We start from the raw sequence: 14789 nt of genomic DNA on the forward strand, positions 1-14789 counted from the left end.
CACAGTGCACCGGAAGACGGCGAACCTGGGCGCGCTCAGCCTAGCCGAAGATGCAACAAGCGTGCCGTGGTGCGTAAAGTGGGACGAGTCGGTTGGGGTGTGCCGCCGCACCCGGGACTGCGAGGAAGATCGCAGCTAGGCGGCGTCCTTGCGGTACACCACCTCGATCCAGTCGGTGCGCAGGCTCCTGGGGTTCTTGGACAGCTTGGCGATGTCCCATAGCGAAAAGCCGGCGGCCTGCATCAAGTTGACCACGTCGACGAAGCTGGTGGTCTTGCCGTAGAAGTCGTACAGCCCGATTTCGATCACTGCGCAGTCGGTGTGCTGCAGGATCGCTTTCGCACCCTCCAGGACCTGACGCTCGAAGCCCTGCACATCGATCTTGAGAATATGCGCATGGGAAATCCCCAGTTCCGCGCACGCGTTGTCTAGGGTGGTCTTGCGGACTGCAATCTGCTCGTTCGACGCCTGGCGCGCATATCCAAGAGAATCGATGGAATCCGCATTGATCGGCAGCAATCCACCCAGGTGCGAGATGCCTTGCCGGTAGTACGGACTGACCTCTTCCTTCTCGCCCAGCGCCAAGCACATGGCTTTGCTGCCGAACTGCGCGGCTACTTCTTCCAGCGCGGCGAAATTCTGCGGATCCGGCTCGAACGAATAAAGCTGGCAGTCCGGATAGATCGATTTGAAATACCGGATCGACTCACCGCGATGCGCGCCAACATCCAGCACAACCGGTGCATCCGTCGTCAGCAACTGGTCGAAGAACCTGCGAGGCGAGTACGCCTGAGCATGTTCCTCATTTCTGAGATCGGACGCGCCACAGATTGGCGAGTGCATACCGGGCTGTGCGTTGGCTGCCTTGTCCTGGTTCATGGGGAGTTCTGCTCACCATGCTGTAGCGCACGCAGCGCTGCTTCCACCCGCACGACATCAGCCGGCGTATCCACCGCGATCGATTGGTTGCTCATCTGCACCATACGCACTTCAAAGCCAAGTTCCAGAAAACGCAGGATCTCGATGTCCTCAATGTCTTCCAACGTGGTCTTGCAAGATACCGACGCAAACGCCTGCAAGGCCTGTTTGGGAAACGCGTACGCACACACCTGCCGCCAGGCACGCCGGAACTCGCCTTGCTTGGTGACCGGGATCGCCGCGCGCGACATGTACAGCAGACGCCCATCCGGGCGAACCACCACCTTGGGCACGCTCGGATTACGGAACTCGTCGATGTTGGCGACAGGGCAGTAACCGTTGATGACATCATTCGGTGAAGCTGCCGCAGCGTCGATCAGCAGACGCACGTCCTGCGGATTGAATAGCGGATCGTCACCTTGCACATTGATATAGGTGTCCACATCGAGCTGCTGCGCGACCTCGGCAACACGATCGGTGCCGGTCAGGCAGTCGCTGGAGGTCATCAAGGTGCGGATGCCGGCCTGCTCGCAGGTACGTTGAATCACATCGCAATCGGTGGCGACGAGAATGCGCTCGGCTGGCGCCGCCTTGGCGCATTGCTGATAGGTGCGCACGATCATGGGCACGCCGCTCAACTCGATCAGCGGTTTTCCGGGCAGGCGCGAAGAGTCGCGCCGCGCGGGGATGATGATGGCGTAAGTCATGGAAGCCTCCTGGCAACCGATGGCATTGAGTGGCGAGGACGGCTCAACCGACTTTGCCTTGCCAAAAATCTGTGGAGTTGAGATCCAGCCGGCTGACTGCCTCGGCAGCCTCCAGCACCGCATCGCTGTCGGTGAACATCCGGTTCCACAAATCCATCGAAAAACCGTAGCTGTTGTCGCGAGCCACATTGAACAACGGGACGAACTTCAACGATGACCAGCTCAGATGCGGCTCCAGTGCCAGCAGCCGCGATTGCGCAAACCTGTAGCTATCGACCAGGGTCTCGGCCGGGAATCCAAGCCGGCGTGCGTAGTCTTTCCACAACGACGATTCGAAGGCGTACTGGCTGAGTTCTTGAAAATGCCGATTTGGCGCAAGTTCGTTCATTGGAGAGAATTCGTCATCCGCATAGCTTGCCGGTCGCGGATCTTCTGGCATCGACCACAATGCCTTCATGTCCTGCGTCCTACCAAGCATGGCTTTCTCGGTGAAAAGGAACGGGATGTTTCGACACCCTCCCGACAAAGAAATTGCGATCTTTCCCTGATTGCGCTTGCCTCTAAAATGCACATTGATGGCGTCGTGGGTTGAGCCGGCCAGTACATTGTCGCTACGGCAACGCACCGCAAACTCGATACCTTGCTCAGCAAGATGTTCCACGCCCAGGCGTGCGGAGCGTAGCACCGCATTACGGTATTGCAGACCTAGGTTATCCGGCTGAGGTACCAAAATCAGCTTATCCAGCCAGGGCCTGCAGCGGTCCAGCAGCTCGCTTGGTTGGTGGTCCCAGGTCACCATGCACTGGTACGCCCAAGGGAAATGCAGGCGATTCCAGGCGAGTACCAAGGGAGTAAAGTCGAACGCGAGCCCCTGCACGAAGATGCCGGTATCCGCCTTAGTCAGTTGGCGCGAAAGTTGCAGTCCGGGCAACAAGCGCGAGAAACTCTGCAATTCCTGCAGTAGTGCAATGCTGCCCTGGTCGTAATCGACGGCACGTACCGTGCGGAAACGGCCATGTGCCTTTGCGATCTGGTTCATCACCTCTGCTGCGTGATTGGAGAAGATGACGATCAGTACATCATCGACCGATTCGTCCTCCAGCGCCGAAGGTGCTCTGACCGGCAAGCCATGGACAGTCGTTCCCTGATTCTCCGGCCGTGGGCAGATGGTGTACTGCAAGTTCAACTGCTGAGCGATGGCTGGATAGAAGTCGCGAAAAAATTGTCCCGCACCCCAGCCGATCAACTTAGTGTTGCGCGGATTCAGTCCTGGATATTTGATGGTGGCTCGCTCGATCGAGCCGATTGCTAACGCCATGACAGGGCTTCCTTGTGTGCTTTGCTCGTCTTGCTGTGTCATCGAATTCGGAAATGCGGTTATTTTCTATCGAATAGCTCTGCGCCGGTTGCGATGGCGATCATCCAGCGCCATGTCGCGATCGAGTCGGCGAAATGGCGCTGGACGCCTGACGGGTGCGTCGCATATGCGCTCATTTTCGGATAAGGCAGGTAGTGCGTATCGTGACAAGTTTTTTGATGCGTCCCGCGCGAACGTTCGGCCACCGGGAAGCCATAGGCCGCGATGCGGAGCGTGGCGTGATGGTGGAGTCCCCGCCAACTACGCCCGTCGTCGTGGTCCAGGCCGAAGTCCTGCTTCAACTCCTTGTGATCGTGTTCGATCCACCAGCGGGCCTTGATCGTGTTGCGCAGCGTGTCTGCAGGAAGGTTGGACGAGAAGTAGGAAGAAAAACTTTGCGGGCGTCAGTCATCGCTTTATCTCTCCAAGCCGTGAATTTCCCTGGGCTTACTCCGCCCAGGGCGGTGGTGCGGCACCGGCGACGGGCGATGCATACAAAACGAGGTCGTAGTAGTGGCCGGGAGAGTGCTGGCGTAGACGGAAGTGATAGCCATCCACCAACTTGTCCAGTTGTTCCACGATATCCAGTAAATCCTGGGCGTAGTGGTACACACAGATAGCCATGCGGGGGCGCTGGGTGCGGATGAGGTGAGATGCGCCTTCGAGTGCCCTGGCTTCGAACCCTTCGATGTCCAACTTCAGTAATGTCAGCTTTTCCAATTCATCGTCAAGACGAGTAGTAGCAACGGAGATTCCGCCATCCGGCGACACATGGCTGGAAACAGTGCCAGTCTCCTCGAAGCGCAACGTCGTGTGTTCGTTGGAGATCGCTTTTTTGATGGCCCTGAAATTGTGCGGGGGAAGTGGGAGGGCGCTTGCGACGCCCTCCAATTTCTGGAAGTTGATATTGTCGGGTTCGAAGGCGGTGATGCTTTCGTAGCGATGGCGGGATGCTTCTAGAAACTTGTGGACGATGGGACCTTGGAAGGCACCGCCATCGCAGAAATGTTCACGCGTGCCCAGCTGGAACGTGCTGGTATCGGCGTATTCTGAAAAGTACTCGTTGATCGGCGTCGCCCAGCAGCCCAGCAGGAGGCTGGAATCGTAGGTCAGGCGGAACAACAGGTTGCTATAGAGCGTAAAGATGCTGAATTCGTCGTCCAGTCGATCCGCAAAACGCAGAAATTCTTCCAGGCGCAGAAGCGTCCGCTGACGGTATACCTGGGCAGGCTCGTATACGGCGAGCAGCCCACAGTGGGCAACGGCCAGGCAGGCATCTACCCTTTCAATTCCTGCTTGCTCGCAGAGCTCGCGGGCCAAGCCCGATTCCCCCGGGCTATAAGAAAAGTCGATGGCCAATGCCTGGGGATGCTGGGCCGCTTGTTCGATGAACTGGCGAGAACTCCAGCGCGGCACCCCATGAACGGTGTCGCTGTCGCTTCGCTGATCATCAACGGCGGCGATTACATGGCTGGCGTGCTGGACGATCTTTGAGCCATAAATGTTGCCAATGCCCGAGCGTGGATGGAGCAGAAAGAGAGGGCGCTGCTCGAAGTGTGGGATCAGCGGATCCAGGGAAGGCGCAACGCTCAGTTGCTCAATACCCGCGCTGGTGCACAGGTCATTTGCAAACGCCCGTCCGCGCGGGCTGCAAGAGAAATCGATAGCGATTGCATCGGCATACTGCCCCGCCTTGGCAAGAAACTCCTGACCGCTCCAGCGCGGCGCGCCGTGAATGCGGTTCTGGTGGATGCTTTGATCATCAATTGCAGCAATAACATTGCGCAGGTGGGCAACGACCCTGGGACCATGCACCATGCCTGCATAGGACTCGGGAGCGACGAGGAAGACAGGGCGGTTGGCAATCGCGGGCAGGCGCGCAATGACATCCTCCAGCGCAGGGCGCTCCTGCTCTGCAATACGGAGAATCCGTTGGCGAAGCTGCTCATTTCTTGAGTTCATGAACGTCATCTCTCGTAGGTATGAATGGGTGCGTCGTAGCGGGCGTCGAAATAGGTCTTGGCCGGCACGTCCTCGCGGTAGATACGCGGCCAGCCAAGTTCGCAGCTTCGTCCCACCTTGACGCCCCCACTCACGATGGCGCCGGTGCGCAGGATGCTGTTGCCGCCGATCTCGACGCCCGTGCCGATTTGCACACCGTTCTCTATCCAGCATGACGATTTGACGCGGCATGCCGGCCCGAGGTGTGCGCCGGCGTGGATGACGGTGTTGTAGTCGATCCTGCACCCGTGCCCGACGACAGCATTGGCACCCACGAATGCGTTGAGCCCGATGACCGTGTCAGAGGCGATGGCTGCGCTGGAGTGGATGAAGGGCTCCAGCTTGAAGCCACGTTCCATCGCTGCCTGCATCAGTTCTAGGCGCTTGAAGTTGCCGAAGCGTTCGTCGAACGCCACGAACATGGCCCCAGCGGTCGGATCCAGTCCATCCAGCACGGCCAGATCGAATTCGTATTCCGCGTCTTGTGGCACATCGATCCTGATAACCGCCTCGTCCTGACGCGCCTGCTTCCAGGCGTGAAAGGCCAGGTCGAGGTATACGCTGCTGCCGATGATCCACCTAGATTTCATGTTCGGTCTCCATCAGCACCGTGTACCAGCGTTCGACCAGGCGATTCATGGATTCGTAGGCACCCTGGGTGGGTAGCGGAGCATCCGTGTGTAATGCCGCCTGCACCCGCTCCATGATGTCCACGTCTTCGCCCACCACCACCTTGCTGCCGTGCATCTGTGCCAGTAGCACTTGGCTGGAAGAACCGTAAGGCTGTTTCCTGCGTGCGCTAAACCAATAGATTTCCAGGTCGGTCCGGTCCGGTGCGACGGGGATGTGGTGTTCCAGCGTGAAGGAATAGCCGCCGTTGGGACTGGCGATATGCAAGTTCGGGAAGGCCAGCCAGTTGAAGTAGGCATCCTGCTTGCCCCAGCGTTCCACTTTCTCGTGCCAGCCGAAGTGCTGAAGCCTGGGGATGGGTGCTTCCGGGCCGCCGAAGCTGAAGCGACGCATTTCGCACCGCAAGGCTGCGGGCGATGTGTCCTGCAAGGCTCCCATGGACTCCTTGGCTTGTTCCTCGTTTACCTCGGGAACAAAGCTGACGCTCTTGGCCAGTGTCTTGGGGTGGACGAAGCGCGGGTGATTGGCATCCCGCAGATTTTCGTAAGCGAGTTTCCAGTTGTACCGGCCACGCCATGTGGTCACCATGACCTCGGTGTCATAGGCATTGGAACTGCTTTCCAGCAAGGCGATGAAGTCTGCCGAAAACTGTTCTTCGAGTGGCATCGGGTCGGGATCGAGGTTGACGAACAGCAGGTTGCCCACCTCGCGCAGCGCGAACTCGCGCAGCTTCAGACCGTGGCGTTCCTCATCGCCGAAGCCATAAAGGGCATCGCACTCGGGGATGTTCTCGACCTGGCCGTCGGCGTCGTATTTCCATGCATGGTAAGGGCAGACCAGCGGGCGCTTTCCCACCGCAGCGGTCTGTAGCAGCGCGCTGCGGTGCAGGCAGACGTTCTCGAACGCGCGCAGCCGGCCTTGGAAGTTCTGGATCAGCACCGGAATGCCGGCGAGCCTGCGGGTGATGAAGCAGTTGTTGTCGGGCAGCAGCATTTTCAGGCCGGCAAACAGCCAGGCCTTGCGGAAGATCTTGCGCTGTTCGCGGGCGAAGATGTCCGTGGACACGTAGTAGCTAGGGTGCATTCGCGATCGCATCGGCGCGGCTTCCTCACGAATCCTTGTAGTAGATGACCCGGGCCGGGTTGCCGAACACGCTGGCGCCCGCCGGCACGTCTTTCACCACGACAGTACCGGCGCCGACCACTGCGCCGTCGCCGATACGGATGCCGGGCAGGATGGTGGCGTGCGGGTGAATCGTCACTTCGTTGCCAACCACCGCGCCGCCGCCGATGAAAACGAAACTGCCGATCTGTACGTAATCGCCGATGCTGACTTCGTGCGCGATGATGGACGTAGAGAGTACGGTAACGAACTCGCCGAGCCGGCTACCCGACCCAATGGAAACGCGCGAATCGAATATACCTCCGCGCCCGATGTAGCCGGCAGCGGCCTCGCGCGACGGCGGCGGATGAAACACGATAAAATCCGCACCCTTGTCGATCAGCGCACGGGAATAGCGCCGCCGCGCTGCAGGGTCTCCGATCGCGCAGATGAAGATATCGCCTTCGACGGGGTGATAGGTGGAGGGGTCTCCTACGATCGGCCAACGCGATGTGCCATCCAGATGCGTGCGGCTATCCAGAAATCCCTTGATGTCCCACTCCACCCCGTAGGCTGGATCTTCGTGATACGCCAGCGATGCGATATCCCGCCCAAAGCCACCGGCGTTGACGATCAGCAGATGGTAGGGCGGGGCAGGTGTATCGGCGGTCATGCGAATTCCACGCCTCCATCCATGCTGAAGGCCTGTCCGGTCACCTTGCTGCTCGCATCGGAAAGGAAATACAGACAGGCCAGCGCCACGTCGTCGGGCCGTCCGATGCCCAGCGGATAGCGCTTGCGGCTTTCTTCGAACCAGGCCTTGTCCTCATTTATCAACGAGGTCTCGACCAGGCCGGGGCAGAGTGCGTTCGCGCGGATCTTGCGGCGCGCCAGTTCCAGCGCCAACGGCCGTAGCGTGCCGACCAGTGCAGCCTTGGAGCCGGCGTAGGGCCCCACACCCACCGTGCCGGTGAGTGCGGCGATGGATGAAAGGAAAATCACCGAACCTCCAGGCTTCAGCGATTGCCGCGCCAGCAGGTGCCGGGTCAGCATGACCGGTGCCAGATAGTTGATGTCCATGACCTCGCGCAGGAATTTTTCGCTGACTAGCTTCATCGGCGACAGCCCGCGAATGCCGGCGCTGTGCACCACACCGTCGACGGGCCCGCAATCGGCAGCGAGTTGTTGCACGACAGCCGCATCGCTCAGGTCGCCAGCAAACAGGCGATGGCCATCGCCGTGCAGCGATGCCAGCGTGGTTTGCAGACGTTCCGCATCGCGCCCGGTGACGATCAGGCGTGCCCCTGCGGCGGCGCATGCACGTGCGACCGCTTCACCGATGCCTTTGGATGCGCCGGTCACCAATACGGTCTTGCCGTGCAGGCCATATAGGTCGCGCAGCAGCGCGGAAACAGGATCTTCTGCTGCCATGGTAGTGTCAATGCTCATAGGCGGATGGGCAGGGAAATCCCGCCATCGATGGTCAAGGCGCTGCGGGTAATCCAGCGGCTGGCCCCCGACAGCAGATACACCGCGCCTTTGGCGATGTCGTCCGGGTCGATGCGCCCCAGCGGCGTCAGTCCGATCTTGTCGTCCAGGTCTGCTGCGGCGCCCAATTTCTTCAGCATGGGCGTGTCCACGTAGCCTGGCGCGATGCAGTTGGCGCGGATGCCGTGTTTGGCCTGTTCGAGCGCCAGCGTGCGGACCGCAGCTTCCAGCGCTGCCTTGGATGCCGCGTAGCCGGCGGCGGCCTGAGGCGCCGCGCGTGCGGACAGTGCCGAGATATAGACCAGCGATGCGCCTTCGCTCAGGCGGCGCTTGACCAGTAACTGCTGCGTCAGCGCGATCGGTGCCAGATAGTTCACCGACAGCATTTGTTGCAGATGCTTTTCTGCGGCCATGCGGAACGGCACCAGCGCCGCGATGCCTGCGCAGGAAACCAGCCCGTGATACCGTTCTGCAGCGTTGATCAGACGTGTACGGGTGTCTTCTTCGGTCAGATCGCCGGCCACCACCGCATGCCCATTGCCCTGCAACGCGACCGCAACCGCATCCAGTCGCGCAATATCGCGGCCGGTGAGCACCACCCTCGCGCCCAGACGCGCGCACAACGTGGCGACTGCAGCGCCAATGCCCGACGACGCGCCGGTCACTAGAACGGTCTTGTTTTGCAGCCCGAACGCATCAGTGGTTGCTGCAGGTGTGGCCGTCATGACTCAATCAAATCAGGAAACACCGCGCCCTCGATATCCACCAGGCAGGTGCCCCACGACAGCCCGATGCCGAAGCCACATAGCAGCACGCGCTTGCGGCCGGATTCCAGTTCCTTGTTAATGCGCGCGGTCATGGTCACCGGCAGCGAGGCGCCGCTGGTGTTGCCGAAGTCGCGCAGTGTCGAAGGCACCTTTTCCACCGGCAGGCCGAGCTTTTTGCGAATGGTCTCGTTGATCATGCGGTTGGCCTGGTGAAACACGAAGTAATCGATGTCTTCCTTGGCCACGCCAGTGTACTCAAGCAGTTTCTGCACGGCAGGTGGAATGCGCTGGGTAGAGAAGCTCAGCACCGCAACGCCATCCAGAATCAGGTCCACGCCACGCTTCCAGGCACCATCCGCCTCATCGCGATACGGCACCAAGTGCTGGATGCCGACCGGTTCGCGGTGACCACCCACCGGCAGGATGATGGCTTTGTAGCCGCTGCCATCGCTGTTGAGGTCGAAATACATCGGCGGCGCGTCGGCGCTGAATTCCAGCGCCGTGGCGGTGCCGGAATCGGAGAAGATCGGGTCTTCCAGATTGGCGCTGCGGTCGCCGACCAGCAGCAAGCCTTTCTTGACGCCGCCGGCGGCGATCATCGAGCCGAGCAGGTTGATGCCGAACGGGTAGGCCGAGCAGCCCAGGTTGACGTCGAAGGCGACCGTGGCATGCGATAGCCCCAGTCGGTCCTGCAGGATGATTGCGGTGGCCGGGATCGGGTAATCCGGCGATTGGGTCACCACGATCAATGCATCGATCTCCTCACGCTTCCACTGCAGACGCTCCAGCAGCACTTCGGTCGCATCGAAGGCCAGGTCGGAAAAGCACTGCCAATCCGAGGCCATGCGGCGTGTCTCGATGCCGATGTTGCGCACCAGGCGCTCGCGTTCGGAGCGGATCTGCGGCCGGCAGTCGGTGAGATTGGACACCACCCGCTTCGGCACGCAGGTCGCCATGCCGGCAAAGCGGACGTTGTGCAGCGTGGAGGTCGGCATGTTACGCCTCGGTCAGTTTGTAGAGATCGCCCACAGTGGTTGCGGCGGTGAGATCTTCGCCGGTAATGGTCTTGCCGTACTCCATGTCGAACATGACGATCACACCCAGCGCGGCCAGCGAATCCCACTCCGGCAATTCCAGCAGCACGGTGTCCAGCGTGACCTCCACCGGTTCCTGGAAGTCGGTGGCGGAGAGGAAGTTCTCGATAAATGTTGCCTGGGTCATGCGAGCTCGCCTGGTTGCCTGTTGAAGAGATGGGAGTCTGGAATGCAGCTGCAGCGTGTTGCGATCATGTTGCGTGTGCGCCGGCGATCAGATCGGCAATGGTATCGACCTGGTCGCGGGTCAGGCCAGGAAAGATTGGCAGGCACAATACCTGTGCGGCCACCGAGCGCGCGACCGGCAGCCATGCCGGCGCCGAGGAGGGCAGGGCGCGATACATCGGGAAATCGCTGATCAACGGATAGAAGTACCGCCGCACCAGGATGCCGTGCTCGCGCATCACTTGGTACAGCGCATCGCGCGACAGCGGGTAGTCGTCCTGCACCAGGATCGGAAAGTACGCGTAGTTGGCACTGGCGTGATCGGGCCGCGCCACGCAGCGCACGCCGCGAACATCGCTCAATCGCTGCCGATATTGCGCATCGATGGCGCTGCGCTGGGCGATGGCGTGATCGATGTGCTTGAGCTGCAGCAGGCCGAAGGCTGCGCTGATCTCATTCATCTTTCCGTTGATGCCCGGTGCCACCACCGTGGTCTCATCGACGAAGCCGAAATTCTTCAAATGCCCGATGCGCTGATAGGTTCTTTCGTCCGGGCAGACGATGGCGCCACCTTCGAAGGTGTTGAACACCTTGGTGGCATGGAAGCTCAACACGCTGAGGTCGCCATGACGCAGGATCGAGCCACCCTCATCGCGCACGCCGAAGGCATGCGCCGCGTCGTAGATCACCTTGAGGTTGTAGATGTCGGCGATGCGCGTGATCGCAGCGGTATCGCAGGCGGTGCCGTAGCAGTGCACCGGCATGATGGCGGTGGTCTGCGGGGTAATGGCCGCCTCGATCTTGGACGGATCCATGTTGAGCGTCACCGGGTCGATATCCACAAACACTGGGGTGATGCTTTTCCACAGCAGCGAATGCGCAGTGGCCACGAACGAGTAGGGCGTGGTGATGACCTCCCCGGTGATGCGCAGCGCCTGCAGCGCGGTGATCAACGCGGTGGTGCCGTTGGTGAGCAAGGCCAGGTGCGGCACGCCCAGGTACTCGCACAACGCGCGTTCGAACGCGTGATGCATGTCACCGCCATTGCTGAGAATGCGGCTGGACCAGATCTGCTCCAGATAGGGCAGAAATTCTTCCAGCGGCGGCAGCAGCGGACTGGTGACAGGGATGGGCATCAATGCCTCGGCAGGTGCTGGTGAATGTCGGGATTCCGCCGCAGCCGACGGCTGCGGACGGGGCAATCCTGCTGAAGCAAGCGCTATGCCAGCGAGCCGGGCGGGGAGGCCGGCCCGCTCAGTTCGCCAGCTCGGTCTGCTCGCGATCGATGCCGTACTTGCGCAGCTTTTCCACCAGCGTGGTGCGGCGCAGGCCCAGCAGTTGCGCCGCATGCGCCACCACGCCCTGGGTACGTTCCAGCGCCTCGTTGATCAGCGCCAGCTCGATGTTGGCCATGTGGCCCCGCAGGTCGATGCCATCGTCGGGCAGGCTGGAGCTGGTCGCCGGCTCGGCATCGGCTGACGTGGATGGCAGGGTCACCACGTTGCCCGGCAGCGCGATGTCTTCGACGGGGGCGGCAACCAGCGCCGGTTCGGGCGCAAGCTCGACCGGCACGGCCGCGGCAAAATCACCGCGGTAGCGCGCCGGCAGGTCCTGCACGCGTACCAGTCCGCCCGGATGCAGCACCGCCAGGCGCTCCACCAGGTTGGTCAGCTCGCGCACGTTGCCCGGCCAGTCGTAGCTGCGCAGCGCCTGCAGTGCTTCGTCGGCAAAGCGCACTTCGCCGCGTCCGGTGCGTGCCAGTTGCCCGGCGATGGTCTGCACCAGCATGGCCAGGTCGTCGACACGTTCGCGCAGCGCCGGCATCTCGATCGGGAACACGTTGAGGCGATAGAACAGGTCCTCGCGGAACTGGCCGTCGCTGATGCGGGTTTCCAGGTTGCGGTGGGTCGCGGCGATCACGCGCACGTTGCAACGGATGGTTTGTCCACCACCGACACGCTCGAAGCTGCGCTCCTGCAGCACGCGCAGCAGCTTGACCTGCATCGGCAGGCTCATGTCGCCGATTTCGTCCAGCAGCAGGGTGCCGCCCTCGGCCATTTCGAAGCGGCCCTTGCGGGTGCTCAGCGCGCCTGTGAAGGCGCCTTTTTCGTGACCGAACAGCTCGCTTTCCAGCAGATCCGGCGGGATCGCGCCGCAGTTGATCGCCACGAACGGCCCGTCGCGCCGCGGCGAATGCTGGTGGATGGCACGTGCGACGACTTCCTTGCCGGTGCCCGATTCGCCCAGCACCAGCACCGTGGTGTCGAAGGCCGCCACCTGGTCGATCAAGCGACGCAAGCGGGTCACCGCCTCGCTGTTGCCGGTCGGGCCAGTGTCCTGCTGCACGCCGGCCTGGTGTTCGGCGTCCAGGCGCTTGAGGCTGGCACGGCGCAGCAAGGCTTCCAGCTGCGTGTGCCGCAGCGGCGTGTCCAGCGTCCAGACATTGGCTTCGTGCAGGCCATGGGCCTGTGCGAACGCGCTCGGGCTGCCTTCCATCAGCAGCACCGGTGGCGGCAGCTTGGCATCGGCCAGCCAGTCGAAGAACTTGTCGGCCTGTGCAGCGTCCTGCGCCGAGCCCACCATCACCGCCATCCATTCGTCGTGGCGATGGCGGCCGGGATTGATGTCGGCGCCGTCGGTGACCCAGCGGGGATTGAAGTCCATGAACTCGAGCAGCGAGACCGTGCGCTCGGCGCGCACGGCATCGCTGTCGATCAACAGAATGCGGGACTCACTCATTCCTGGCTCCTTCCGTCAGGCCCTCCAGGATTGGCATGACTTCCTGGATATAGGACAGCTTGCTAACAAAATTGTCAGCACCCGCGCGAAGAGCATGTTCACGATGCTCTGCATCGTCGAAGTGGCTCGCGATGACAATATACGGCGGATCGTCCTGCGTCTTGATCAGACGCGTTGCCTGCAGCCCGCCCATCTCCGGCATGGCCAGGTCCATCAGCACGACATTGGGGCGCAGCGACTCAGAGCGCTCGATCGCTTCCAGTCCATTGGCGGCACTGCCCACGATATCGAGCCACTCCACTTTGCGAAAATGACGCATCGCAGCGTTGATGAAGCCCTCGTGGTCGTCGACCAGCAGCACGGTGAGTTTGCTCATAGTAGTCCTTATCCTGCCCGGGCAAGCAGCGGTTTGTTGGTGCGGCGGCGCTCGCGTGCCGGGGCGATGTCGAGTTGTTCGCGGTACTTGGCCACAGTGCGACGGGCAATATTAACGCCCTGGCGCGACAACAGCCCGGCGATGGCTTCGTCGGCCAGCGGCCGCCCGGCCGGCTCGCTTTCGATCAGTCGCCGCACCATCGCCTTGACCGCCTGGCCGGAGACGCTGGCGCCTTCCAGGCGCACCGCAAAGAAGTGCTTGAGCTCGAAGGTGCCGCGCGGGGTCTGGATGTATTTGCCGGTGGTAATGCGCGAAATCGTCGACTCGTGCATGCCGATCTCATCGGCGATTTCCTTCAGCGTCAGCGGTGCCATCGCTTCTTCGCCGCGCACCAGAAAGGCGGCCTGGCGTTCGACGATGGCGCGGGTGGCGCGCAGCAGGGTCTCGTAGCGCATCGACAGGCCGCGGGTCAGCCAGCGCGCTTCCTGCAGCATGTCACGCAGCGGCTGGGCGGCATCGCCGGCCTCGGCCAGTGCGCGCTCATGCACGGGGTTGATGCTCACCCGATGCGTGGTGGCCGGGTTCAAGGCCACCCGCCAGCTGCCATCGGCATGCCAGGCGAGCACGTCCGGAATCACGTTGGCGTTGCTTTCCTGCGACAGGTCATCGCCGGGGCGTGGCTGCAACGACAGGATCAGCCGTACCGCTTCGCGCACATCGTCCAGCTCGGCATCGTGTGCGCGCGCCAGCACCGGATAGTCGTGGCTGGCCAGCAGGTCCAGGTCGCCGGCAAGGATGCGCGCGGCCAGATGGCGCGCCGGCACGCGGCCGGGCAGGGCGCCCAGCTGGGCCTGCAGGCACTCGCGCAGGTCGCAGGCGGCCAGGCCGGCCGGGTCGCCGTGCAGCAGGCGCTGACGGACCGCTTCCACTGCCTGCACGGTCATACCAAGACGGGTGGTACCGAGCTGCTGCAGCGTCGCCAGGGCCTCGCTCAGATAGCCGGCGTCGTCGGTCTGCTCCAGCCAGAACGCGGCGGCCCCCAATGCAGCCTCGTCCAGGTCCAGCGCCAGATCGCGCAGAATGCGCACGTGCGGGTCGGTGGATTCGCCGGCTGCCACGCGCTGCATGCGGTCATCGTCGTCGCCGTTCCAACTGCTGCTCTGCACGTCCCACATCGTGCTTTCCGGCAGTTCATCGAAGGCGGCGACATCGGATGCGCCATCGTCGCTGGTTGCGACAGCGTCGCTGTCGGCCAGTTCTTCCAGTTCCAGCAGCGGATTGGTTTCCAGCGCGCGACGGATTTCCAGTTCCAACTGCATGCCGTCCAATTGCAACAGACGGATCGACTGCAGCAACTGCGGGGTCAGGTGCAGTTGCTGGCCAAGCTGGGCGGAAATGGTCGTCTTCATCGAAGCGCTTCCGGAAGGCGCCGCACGTGGCAGCGAT

The 14789-nt window shown here is 61.9% G+C and carries 15 protein-coding genes and 1 pseudogene; all 16 read right to left on the reverse strand.

Features of this window, described 5'->3' with window-relative positions; translation table 11 throughout:
• Positions 1-135: 135 nt before the first annotated feature.
• The 16 genes and pseudogenes from AC06DU_RS10070 to rpoN all read right to left on the reverse strand — a co-directional run bounded on the left by AC06DU_RS10070 (position 136) and on the right by rpoN (position 14752).
• Positions 136-879, reverse strand: a complete 744-nt coding sequence (locus tag AC06DU_RS10070) for an FkbM family methyltransferase (RefSeq protein WP_478204288.1) — start codon at positions 877-879, stop codon at positions 136-138.
• Positions 876-1625 carry a 3-deoxy-manno-octulosonate cytidylyltransferase gene (locus tag AC06DU_RS10075; RefSeq protein ID WP_478204290.1) on the reverse strand — a complete coding sequence of 250 codons (750 nt, stop codon included), beginning with the start codon at positions 1623-1625 and terminating at the stop codon, positions 876-878. The genes AC06DU_RS10070 and AC06DU_RS10075 overlap by 4 nt, the downstream gene beginning before the upstream one ends.
• A 43-nt stretch (positions 1626-1668) precedes the next feature.
• The gene (locus AC06DU_RS10080; RefSeq protein WP_478204291.1) at positions 1669-2943 is read right to left on the reverse strand and encodes a hypothetical protein; all 1275 of its coding nucleotides are present in this window, start codon (positions 2941-2943) and stop codon (positions 1669-1671) included.
• A gap of 227 nt (positions 2944-3170) precedes the next feature.
• Positions 3171-3371: pseudogene (locus tag AC06DU_RS10085) on the reverse strand (transposase); the annotation flags it as partial.
• Between the two features lie 58 nt (positions 3372-3429).
• The gene (locus AC06DU_RS10090) at positions 3430-4953 is read right to left on the reverse strand and encodes an FkbM family methyltransferase (protein WP_478204293.1); all 1524 of its coding nucleotides are present in this window, start codon (positions 4951-4953) and stop codon (positions 3430-3432) included.
• A complete protein-coding gene (locus AC06DU_RS10095; RefSeq protein ID WP_047128666.1) occupies positions 4950-5573 on the reverse strand; it encodes an LbetaH domain-containing protein in 624 nt (207 codons plus the stop codon). The genes AC06DU_RS10090 and AC06DU_RS10095 overlap by 4 nt, the downstream gene beginning before the upstream one ends.
• Positions 5563-6708: an aromatic ring-hydroxylating oxygenase subunit alpha gene (locus AC06DU_RS10100; protein WP_478204295.1), complete on the reverse strand. Its 1146-nt coding sequence runs from the start codon at positions 6706-6708 to the stop codon at positions 5563-5565. The genes AC06DU_RS10095 and AC06DU_RS10100 overlap by 11 nt, the downstream gene beginning before the upstream one ends.
• 13 nt (positions 6709-6721) lie before the next feature.
• Positions 6722-7387 carry a PglD-related sugar-binding protein gene (locus AC06DU_RS10105; RefSeq protein ID WP_167708919.1) on the reverse strand — a complete coding sequence of 222 codons (666 nt, stop codon included), beginning with the start codon at positions 7385-7387 and terminating at the stop codon, positions 6722-6724.
• The gene (locus tag AC06DU_RS10110) at positions 7384-8163 is read right to left on the reverse strand and encodes an SDR family NAD(P)-dependent oxidoreductase (protein ID WP_167708920.1); all 780 of its coding nucleotides are present in this window, start codon (positions 8161-8163) and stop codon (positions 7384-7386) included. The genes AC06DU_RS10105 and AC06DU_RS10110 overlap by 4 nt, the downstream gene beginning before the upstream one ends.
• On the reverse strand, positions 8160-8927 hold the full coding sequence (locus tag AC06DU_RS10115; RefSeq protein WP_014090117.1) for an SDR family NAD(P)-dependent oxidoreductase: 768 nt from the start codon (positions 8925-8927) through the stop codon (positions 8160-8162). Before AC06DU_RS10115 ends, AC06DU_RS10110 begins: the two co-directional genes overlap by 4 nt.
• Positions 8924-9964: a ketoacyl-ACP synthase III gene (locus AC06DU_RS10120; RefSeq protein WP_102252094.1), complete on the reverse strand. Its 1041-nt coding sequence runs from the start codon at positions 9962-9964 to the stop codon at positions 8924-8926. The genes AC06DU_RS10115 and AC06DU_RS10120 overlap by 4 nt, the downstream gene beginning before the upstream one ends.
• A gap of 1 nt (position 9965) precedes the next feature.
• The gene (locus tag AC06DU_RS10125; RefSeq protein ID WP_024939600.1) at positions 9966-10190 is read right to left on the reverse strand and encodes an acyl carrier protein; all 225 of its coding nucleotides are present in this window, start codon (positions 10188-10190) and stop codon (positions 9966-9968) included.
• A 64-nt stretch (positions 10191-10254) separates the two neighbouring features.
• Positions 10255-11364 (reverse strand): DegT/DnrJ/EryC1/StrS family aminotransferase, encoded by a 1110-nt coding sequence (locus AC06DU_RS10130; RefSeq protein WP_024939601.1) that lies wholly within the window; start codon positions 11362-11364, stop codon positions 10255-10257.
• A 118-nt stretch (positions 11365-11482) separates the two neighbouring features.
• Positions 11483-12967: a sigma-54 dependent transcriptional regulator gene (locus AC06DU_RS10135; RefSeq protein ID WP_024939602.1), complete on the reverse strand. Its 1485-nt coding sequence runs from the start codon at positions 12965-12967 to the stop codon at positions 11483-11485.
• On the reverse strand, positions 12960-13343 hold the full coding sequence (locus AC06DU_RS10140; RefSeq protein ID WP_016904817.1) for a response regulator: 384 nt from the start codon (positions 13341-13343) through the stop codon (positions 12960-12962). The genes AC06DU_RS10135 and AC06DU_RS10140 overlap by 8 nt, the downstream gene beginning before the upstream one ends.
• A gap of 8 nt (positions 13344-13351) precedes the next feature.
• Positions 13352-14752 carry an RNA polymerase factor sigma-54 gene (gene rpoN / locus AC06DU_RS10145; protein WP_478204297.1) on the reverse strand — a complete coding sequence of 467 codons (1401 nt, stop codon included), beginning with the start codon at positions 14750-14752 and terminating at the stop codon, positions 13352-13354.
• Positions 14753-14789 lie beyond the last annotated feature (37 nt).

It is taken from the genome of Xanthomonas sp. NCPPB 3200 (assembly GCF_056393585.1).